Genomic DNA, 9,232 nt, shown 5'->3' on the forward strand with positions numbered 1-9,232 from the left:
GTCGCGCATGTCCGCGATCTTGGCCGGTCGAAGCGCAAGGTCGTGCTGGCCAGCTATTCCATCGGCGCGCGCGAGCGGCTGAAGGGCCTGCTCAACGATCATGGGCTCGACGGCGCGATGCTGGCCGACGACTGGCAGGACGCGCTGGGCAGCGCGTTCCGCCCGGGCACCACCGCGCTGACCGTCCTGCCGCTCGACCACGGCTTCACCACGCCGCAGGTCGCGCTGCTGACCGAGCAGGACATGCTGGGCGACCGGCTCGTCCGGCGGCAGAAACGGCGCAAGTCGGCCGACGCCTTCCTGGCCGAGATGGCGACGCTGTCGCCGGGCGACCTCGTCGTCCACCGCGACCACGGCATCGGCAAATATGACGGGCTGACGCAAGTCCCGGTCAGCCGGGTGCCGCACGATTGCGTCGCGATCGAATATGCCGGCGGCGACAAGCTCTACGTTCCCGTCGAGAACCTCGAAGTCCTCTCGCGCTACGGCAATGAGGAGGGCGCGAGCCTCGACCGGCTGGGCGGCGAGGCATGGCAACGGCGCAAGGCCAAGATGCGCGAGCGCATCCGCGAGATTGCGGGCGAGCTGATCGCCACCGCCGCGCAGCGCGCGCTCCGCGCCGCCGACGTGGCGCAAGCCGACACCGCCTATGCCGCCTTCGCCGACCGCTTCCCCTACCAGGAAACCGACGATCAGGACCGCGCGATCGAGGATGCGTTGGGCGATTTGTCCGCCGGCAAGCCGATGGATCGGCTGGTGGTGGGCGACGTGGGCTTCGGCAAGACCGAGGTCGCGCTGCGCGCGGCGTTCGTCGCCGCGATGGCGGGGATGCAGGTCGCGGTCGTCTGCCCGACCACCCTGCTCGCGCGTCAGCATTACACCAACTTTGCCGAACGCGTGCGCGGCTTCCCGATCGAGGTTGGCCGCTTATCCCGTCTGGTTCCTGCTGCTGAAGCAAAACGAACCAAAGAGGGACTGGCCGACGGAACGATCGACATCGTCGTCGGCACGCATGCCATCTTGGCCAAAGGAATCGATTTCAAGCGGCTGGGTCTCGTCATCGTCGACGAGGAGCAGCGCTTCGGCGTCACGCACAAGGAGCGGCTGAAGGGGCTGAAGGCCGACGTCCACGTCCTTACCCTCACCGCAACGCCGATCCCGCGCACGCTGCAAATGGCGATGTCCGGCCTGCGCGAGCTGTCGGTGATCCAGACGCCGCCGGTCGACCGCCTCGCCGTCCGCACCTATGTCGCGCCGTGGGACCCAGTCGTGATCCGCGAGGCGCTGCTGCGCGAGCATTATCGCGGCGGGCAGAGCTTTTTCGTCGCGCCGCGCATCAAGGATTTGCCCGACATCGAGGAGTTCCTGCGCAAGGAAGTGCCCGAGGTGAAGTATGTCGTCGCCCACGGGCAGATGGCGGCGACCGAGGTCGAGGAGCGCATGAGCGCCTTCTACGACAAGAAGTTCGACATACTCGTATCGACCACGATCGTCGAAAGCGGTCTCGACATCCCCAGCGCCAACACGCTGATCGTCCACCGCGCCGACCGTTTCGGCCTTGCCCAGCTCTACCAGCTGCGCGGCCGCGTCGGACGGTCGAAGACGCGCGCCTACGCCTACCTCACCACCCCCGCCAACCGGATCGTCACCGAGACGGCGGAGAAGCGGCTCCACATCCTCCAGAATCTCGACACGCTCGGCGCGGGCTTCCAGCTCGCCAGCCACGATCTCGACATCCGCGGCGCGGGCAACCTCCTCGGCGACGAGCAGTCGGGGCATATTCGCGAGGTTGGGTTCGAACTCTACCAGTCGATGCTGGAGGACGCGATCCTCGAAGCGAAGGCGGGCGGCCTGGCGGAGGCGGCGCGCAACCGCGAATTCTCGCCGCAGATCTCGGTCGACGCGCCGATCATGATCCCGGACGAATATGTGCCCGATCTCGACCTGCGCATGGGGCTCTACCGGCGGATGAACGAGCTGGAAGACAAGGGGCAGATCGAAAGCTTCGCGGCCGAGATGATCGACCGCTTCGGTCCCCTGCCCGAGCCGACGCAGAATCTGCTGAGCGTGATCGAGACCAAGCTCAACGCGCGCAAGGCCTGCATCGCCAAGCTCGACGTCGGCCCCAAGGGCGCGCTCGTGACCTTCTTCGAGGACAATTTTCCCGATCTGGCGGGCCTGCTGGCCTATGTCGAACGGCTCAAGGGCACGGCCAAGCTGCGCCCCGACAGCAAGCTCGTCATCCAGCGCAACTGGCCCGATGCCGCGGCGCAGCTCAACGGGGCGCTGCAACTCTCGAAGGGACTGGCGAAGATCGTCCGCTGAGGCCGGCGCGTCACGCCGCCCGGGCAATCCGGGGACGCATGACCGCGTAGAGCGCGAGGCTGGCGAACGTCAGGCCAACGAAAGCGAGGATTTCGTCGATCCGCGCGATCGCAACGAGCACGACCATGCTTGCCATTCCCATCCCGGCCGCGAGGGGCAGGATGCGGAAGGACAGCGGCGTGCCGAGGATCGCCACCCCACGGCGGCGCAGCACGAGCGCGGCGGCGCAGGCGAGGAAGTACAGCCCCGCCGTCGCCAGCGTCGACAGGATGGCGAGCCGCGTGAAGGTGCCCGTCGCCGCGAGCGCGAACGCTATCGCCGAATGCACCCAGATCGCGATGTGCGGCGTGGCGAAGCGCGGATGCGCGGCGCCAAGCCATGCCGGCAGCATTCCGTCGCGCGCGAAGGCGAACAAAACACGCGGCGCGCCCAGCACATCGCTTCCGATCCAGACGAAGCGTGACAGGATCCCGCCCGCCAGCAGCACCAGGCCGAGCGCCGGGCTGATCTGGCGCATCCCGTCCGCCAGCGGCTCTGCCGAACCGGCGAGCGCCGCGCCGAGCAGTCCCTGTGCGACGACCTGGATCGCGACATACAGGACAAGGACGCACAGCATGGCGAGGATTGTCGCGCGCGGAACGGTGCGCGTCGGATCGGCCACCTCCCCGCTCGCCCCCAACGGCGTTTCCATCCCGCAGAAGGCGAACAGCGCGAGCAGCATCGCTTCGCTGAAATGTCCGCCCTGCGGGGCAACGGCGGCCGGGGCCGGATCATGCCCGACCAGCAGCGCCAGACCGCCGACGGCCACGAACAATCCCAACGGGACGAGCTTGATCACGGTGCCCCAGGCGATCACCCCCGCCGCGAGCCCGGCGCTGCGGACGTTGATCCACGAGATGCCGCCGAGGATCAGCAGAAGGATGGCGAGGCGCGGCCCCACCCCCGCCAGCGCGGGCACCAATGCGCCGAGCGCATCGCACAAGGCCGCCGCGATGCCGCCGCAGGCAAGCACGCTCGCCAGCCACATATAGATGCCCGCGAGGAAGCCCGCGCCCTTGCCGAACGCCGCCTCGACCGTGCCATAGGCGCCGCCGCTGGTCGGCACGCGGCTTCCTCCCTCGGCGAAGCAGACCACCACCGCCGCCATCACCAGCGCAACCGCGAGGTAGGCGAACGGCGCGTAGCCGCCCGCCGCCGCCGCCATCGACGCGGGCAAGGCGACGATGCCCGCGCCCACCACCCCGTTCAGGATGCTGAAGGTGAAGCTCCACAGGCCCACGCCGCGCGCAAGACCTTGATCACGTGCGCTTTCCTCCCCCGCGATCCGGGCCGTCGGTGCCGTCATGAAAAACCCCTCGAAACGATGACGACGCTCGCCCAAGCGGCATCCAAACGCAACCTTCTCGGCATCGCCCGATCATCAGGGCCGCATGTCGCAATTCCATCGATGCCACGGGTGCGACAGCGATTGCGTAACCCGCCTCTGCTATGGCAGGCACAAGGCGTCCTTTGGGGGAGAGTTGCGTGGAAACGGTTTATGACTGGGTTACGGTGGCGGTCTTCGCCGGCCTGATCGTACTGTTCCTGCAACGTTCCTCGGGCGAGGGCGAGCCCGAGGATTCGATCTGGCAATATCTCGCCGCCTCGGTCGGCTGCGCGGTCGCCAACTATCTGGGCAACAAGGCGGTCGAAAACGGCGCCGATGGGTCACCCGATTACCTGTTCCACGCGCTCGCGCTGGCGGTGCTCGCCGGCACGGTCGGCTACGTCTGGGTGGCGCTCAAGCCCTTCCAGCGCAAGTAAGCGCGGCCGTCGCATGAGCGTATGAGCAGGGCGGCGCCATGATCGTCCGCGATCGTCCCAGCTTTCGCGATGTCCTGTTCGCCACGCGGGGATCGATCCTGCCGCGCGTGCTCAAGCCGCTGCTGTTCATCCTCGCCATGTCGGTCGGTGCGGTGCTGCTGTCGCGCCAGCATCCCGCGTTCCTGTCCGGCCTGTCGGCGATGCCGTTCACGCTGGTCGGCCTGTCGCTGTCGATCTTCATGAGCTTCCGCAACACGTCCTGCTACGATCGCTGGTGGGAAGGGCGGAAGCTGTGGGGCCAGCTTCTCATTTCGAGCCGTGCCTTCGCGCGTCAGGTGGCGACGATCGAACCGGTCGAGCGGGCGCGCCTGCTGGAGGGGCTGTGCGGCTTCGCGGCGGGGCTTGCCGCGCGGCTGCGCGGGGCGGACGAGCAACAGGCGATCCAGCGGCACCTCGCGCCCGGCGCATGGTGCCACGCGCCGAATCCGACGGACGCCGCGATCGCCGCGGTCGGCCGGCGCTGCCTCGATCTCGTCGCCAGCGGCGCGATCGATCCGATCCATTATTCGGTGCTGGAACGCCAGCTGACCGACTTGTCGCATGTCCAGGGCGGGTGCGAACGGATCAAGGGGACGCCGCTGCCCTTTGCCTATTCGCTGCTGCTGCACCGGACGGCCTATGCCTTCTGCCTGCTGTTGCCCTTCGCATTGGCGCCGGCGCTCGGCTGGTGGACCCCGCTCCCCACCTTTCTCGTCAGCTACGCCTTCTTCGGGCTCGACGCGCTGGGCGACGAGCTCGGTGACCCGTTCGGGACAGAGGAAAACGACCTGCCACTCGACGCCATCGTCCGCCAGGTCGAACGCGAGCTGCTCCACGCGGCGGGGCGCGAGACGCTGCCGCCCCCGATCGCGCCGCGCGACTTCGTCCTTACCTGATCCGGCGACGGCCGCCGGGCCGTGACGCGCCTAAAGCTGGCCGTGGCAGTGCTTGTACTTCTGGCCCGACCCGCACGGGCACGGCGCGTTGCGGCTGACGCGGCTTTCCCACTCGCCCGCCTCGGTCCCCGGCGGGATCGGCAGATCGGGCTGCGCCATCGCCATCGGCGGCAGGCGGGTGGTCACCAGCCCGAGCGACTGCGCGTCGCGGTCGAACGTGTCGTCCAGCCCGGTCAGCGGGTCGATATGCGTCGTCGTGAAGATGTCGGGCATCTGCGGCAATTCCGGCGGCGGCGCGAAGTTGAAGCGGATGTGGCTGAGCGTCCGCGTCACGTCCTCGCGGATCGCGCCGAGCATGCGTTCGAACAGCGCGAACGCCTCCTGCTTATATTCGTTGATCGGGGTCTTCTGCGCATAGGCGCGCAGGTGAATAACCTGACGGAGCGCGTCGAGCGTCGACAGATGCTCCTTCCAGTGGTGATCGAGGGTCTGGAGCAGCACGCTCTTCTCGATCCCCTGCCAGCTTTCCTCGCCGACTTCGGCCTTGCGTTCCGCAAGTCCCGCCTCGCTCGCGGCGGCGATCCGTTCCGCCAGCATTTCGGGCTCGACCATTTCCTCCTTGAGCCAGTCTTCGACCGGCGGCTCGATCCCGAACACGTCGGCGACGCGCGCCTTGAGGCCCTCGACGTCCCATTGTTCCGGATAGGAGCCGGGCGGGCAGGCGTCGGCGACGACTGCATTGACCGTCTCGGCGCGCATGTCCTGCACCACGTCGTCGACCGTTTCCGCATCCATGATGTCGGCGCGCTGCTCGTACACCACCTTGCGCTGGTCGTTCATGACGTCGTCATATTCGACGACCTGCTTGCGAATGTCGTAATTGCGCGCTTCGACCTTGCGCTGCGCGGTCTGGATCGCCTTGGCGATCCAGGGGGAGACGATGGCCTCGCCTTCCTGCAGGTTCGAATTGACCATCTTCGAGAACATCGTCTGCGGCCCGAAAATACGCAGCAGATCGTCGTCCAGGCTGAGATAGAAGCGGCTGAGGCCGGGATCGCCCTGGCGTCCCGAACGGCCGCGCAGCTGGTTGTCGATGCGGCGGCTTTCGTGCCGCTCGGTGCCGAGCACGAACAGCCCGCCGGCGGCGAGCACCGCCTCCTTCTCGGCCACGATCTCGGCGCGGATCGCGGTGGCCTGCGCCTCATATTCGGGCGTGCCGGGCTGAAGCGCGGGATGCTCGTCGGTCATGCGCAGCTCGAGGTTGCCGCCGAGCTGGATGTCGGTGCCGCGTCCGGCCATGTTGGTCGCGATCGTGACCGCGTTCAGGCGGCCGGCCTGCGCCACGATATGCGCTTCCTGCTCGTGATAGCGAGCATTGAGCACGTTGTGCGTGATGCCTTCACGCTCGAAATATTCCGACAGCAGTTCCGACTTCTCGATCGAGACCGTGCCGACCAGCACCGGCTGGCCGCGCTCCTGCGCCTCGCGCACCGCCTTGGTGATCGCCGCGAACTTGTCGCCGATATTCTTGTAGAATTCGTCGACATCGTCCTTACGCTGGACGGGAACGTGCGTCGGGATGGTGACCACGTTCATCTTGTAGATCTGGTAGAATTCGTTCGCCTCGGTCGCGGCGGTGCCCGTCATGCCCGACAGCTTCGGGTACATGCGGAAATAATTCTGGAAGGTGATCGATGCGAGCGTCTGGTTCTCGGGCTCGATATTGACGCCTTCCTTGGCCTCGACCGCCTGGTGCAAGCCGTCGGACCAGCGTCGCCCGTCCATCATGCGGCCGGTGAATTCGTCGATGATGACGACCTTGCCGTCCTTCACGATGTAATCGGTGTCGCGCTTGAACGCGACATTGGCCTTCAGCGACTGCTGGAGGTGGTGGACGACCTGCGTATTCTCGAAATCGTAGAGGTTGGCGCCTTCCAGCAGGCCGGCCGCCTCCAGCATGCGCTCGACCTTTTCGGTCCCGTCCTCGGTCAGGATGACGCTGCGCTGCTTCTCGTCATATTCGTAGTCGCCGGGCTCGATCCGCTTCACGATCGCGTCGACCTGCATGTACAGTTCGGACCGGTCCTCGGTCGGGCCCGAGATGATCAGCGGGGTGCGCGCCTCGTCGATCAGGATCGAATCGACCTCGTCGACGATCGCGTGCGCGAACGGCCGCTGCACCATCTGCGCGCGGTCATATTTCATGTTGTCGCGCAGATAGTCGAAACCGAGCTCGTTGTTGGTCGCGTAGGTAATGTCGGCCTGGTACGCGGCCTTGCGCTGCTCGTCCGACAAGTTCGGCACGATCACGCCGACCGTCAGGCCGAGGAAGCGGTAGACGCGCCCCATCCAGTCGGCGTCGCGCGCGGCCAGATAGTCGTTCACCGTCACGACGTGCACGCCCTTGCCCGGCAGCGCGTTGAGATAGGTGGCGAGCGTTGCCACCAGCGTCTTGCCCTCGCCCGTCCGCATCTCGGCGATCTCACCGCGATGGAGAACGATGCCGCCGATCATCTGCACATCATAATGGCGTTGACCGAGCACGCGCCGCGCCGCCTCGCGCACCGTGGCGAACGCCTCGGGCAGCAGGCTGTCGAGCGTTTCGCCCTGTTCCAGCGCGGCGCGGAACTTGATGGTCTGCGCGGCCAGATCGTCGTCCGACAGCGCCTGCAAGTCGGGTTCGAAGCTTGCGATTTTGCGCACGATCGATCCGAGCGACTTGACGTAACGGTCGTTGGACGAGCCGAAGATGGCCTTGGCGATGCCGGCGAACATGGGCGGAAATCCTGTTTCGATAGGGAATGCCCCCGCGCGGAGGCAGATGGAAAGCGGTCGGGAAGAGCGGGCGGACGCCTACTCCCGCCGGCGCTCCGCATAGAGCGGGCGCAACGCCGCCTGCGGGCCGATCGCGACCGGGGTCCATGCCGCATGGGGAGCATACACCCCGGCAGCCAGAACCGCGCGCGCCACAGCCGTCTGCGCGACCTCGCTCTTCTTTTCCACCGAGACGCTGGCCTCGACGCCGCCGGCGGCGACGGCGGTGCCCGTCACCACGCCGCTCAGCGCGCTCAGCAGGGCCGACAGGAGGAGAAGCAGACGCATCGTGAGACCATGTAGGAGAGCCACGCGCCTCCGTCTACGGTCGAACCACACTGGCGGCGCGGCGGGACGATGCCTAGCTCGGTGCCATGAAGCATATTCTAGCCGCCTTGATCGCAGCATGCCTCGCGACCGTGCCCACGATGCCAGCCCGCGCCGCCTACGACGTTCCCAAAAGCTGGACGAGGCCGATTGCCCCCTTCCGCGTGATCGACGGTATCTATTATGTCGGCACCGAGGGGCTGGCCGCGTACCTGATCGTGTCGGATGGCGCCGCCGCGCTGATCGACGGGACGATGGCGGAGAATGTGCCGGCGATCGAGGCGAACATCCGCCGGCTGGGCTTCAGGCCCGACCAGATCCGCATCCTGCTCAACACGCATGCACATTTCGATCATGCCGCCGGCCTCGCTCGCCTGAAGCAGGATACGGGCGCGTCGTTGCTGGCGCGCGAGCCTGACGTGCAGGCGCTGGAGGAAGGCCGGCACATCGCGCGCAACGTGAACGGCCAGACCACGATGCCGTCGGTCGCCGTCGACGGCGTGATCCGCGACGGCGAAACGGTTCCGGTCGGTCGGCTGACGCTGGAGGTGATCGCGACGCCGGGACACACCGCCGGCTGCACCAGCTTCGCGGTTGACGTGACCGAACGTGGACGGACATTCCACGTGCTCATGCCGTGTAGTCTGACGGTCGCGGGAAATGTGTTGCCCGACAACCCCACCTATCCCGACATCGTGACCGACTTTCGCCGCACGTTCGACCGGCTGGCGAAGGAGAAGGCGGATATCGTCCTGACCGCGCATCCCGAGATCGCCGACGTGCTCGGCCGCGCGCGGCGCCGCGACGCCGGGGAGGCGGACGCTTTCGTCGACCCCGCGCTGCTCGGCCGCCTTGTCGTCGATGCGCGGGCGGCGTTCGAGCGAGAACTGGCGGAGGCGCAAGCCCGCTAGCAGGCTTGCGGGCGGGGACGCGCGGCGGCATGGGCGGGGCATGACCCCCTCCCCCCTCGCTACGCCCTTTCCCGATATGCCGCCGATCGCGGGCGTGCGCCTCGCGGTCACGCGCGC

7 protein-coding genes are annotated in these 9,232 nt (G+C 67.3%); 4 read left to right on the forward strand and 3 right to left on the reverse strand.

The window, feature by feature from the left end:
• Window positions 1–2,325, forward strand: a 2,325-nt coding sequence (mfd, locus tag ACOJSF_RS13865; protein ID WP_420142786.1) for a transcription-repair coupling factor, incomplete at its 5' end; no start/stop codon positions are given.
• 10 nt (window positions 2,326–2,335) lie between these two features.
• Here the strand turns inward: mfd and ACOJSF_RS13870 are convergent.
• On the reverse strand, window positions 2,336–3,670 hold the full coding sequence (locus ACOJSF_RS13870) for an APC family permease (RefSeq protein ID WP_420142787.1): 1,335 nt from the start codon (window positions 3,668–3,670) through the stop codon (window positions 2,336–2,338).
• A 179-nt stretch (window positions 3,671–3,849) separates the two neighbouring features.
• Here ACOJSF_RS13870 and ACOJSF_RS13875 point away from each other — a divergent pair, with 179 nt between their 5' ends.
• Together ACOJSF_RS13875 and ACOJSF_RS13880 are read left to right on the forward strand one after the other, a co-directional pair.
• Window positions 3,850–4,128 (forward strand): XrtV sorting system accessory protein, encoded by a 279-nt coding sequence (locus ACOJSF_RS13875; RefSeq protein WP_420142788.1) that lies wholly within the window; start codon window positions 3,850–3,852, stop codon window positions 4,126–4,128.
• 38 nt (window positions 4,129–4,166) lie between these two features.
• A complete protein-coding gene (locus ACOJSF_RS13880; RefSeq protein ID WP_420142789.1) occupies window positions 4,167–5,063 on the forward strand; it encodes a bestrophin family protein in 897 nt (298 codons plus the stop codon).
• Between the two features lie 30 nt (window positions 5,064–5,093).
• On the opposite strand, the gene secA is transcribed toward ACOJSF_RS13880, so the two are convergent.
• Together secA and ACOJSF_RS13890 are read right to left on the reverse strand one after the other, a co-directional pair.
• Entirely contained in the window at window positions 5,094–7,838 is a 2,745-nt protein-coding gene (gene secA / locus ACOJSF_RS13885; protein ID WP_420142790.1) for a preprotein translocase subunit SecA, read from the reverse strand.
• Window positions 7,839–7,916: 78 nt separating this feature from the next.
• Complete coding sequence (locus ACOJSF_RS13890) at window positions 7,917–8,165, reverse strand: hypothetical protein (RefSeq protein WP_420142791.1); 249 nt, start codon at window positions 8,163–8,165, stop codon at window positions 7,917–7,919.
• A 140-nt stretch (window positions 8,166–8,305) separates the two neighbouring features.
• Between ACOJSF_RS13890 and bla the strand changes: the two genes are divergently transcribed.
• The gene (gene bla / locus ACOJSF_RS13895; RefSeq protein ID WP_420142792.1) at window positions 8,306–9,115 is read left to right on the forward strand and encodes a subclass B3 metallo-beta-lactamase; all 810 of its coding nucleotides are present in this window, start codon (window positions 8,306–8,308) and stop codon (window positions 9,113–9,115) included.
• Window positions 9,116–9,232: the final 117 nt, after the last annotated feature.

This window comes from Sphingomonas sp. (assembly GCF_048594985.1).
Classification (GTDB): domain Bacteria; phylum Pseudomonadota; class Alphaproteobacteria; order Sphingomonadales; family Sphingomonadaceae; genus Sphingomonas_I.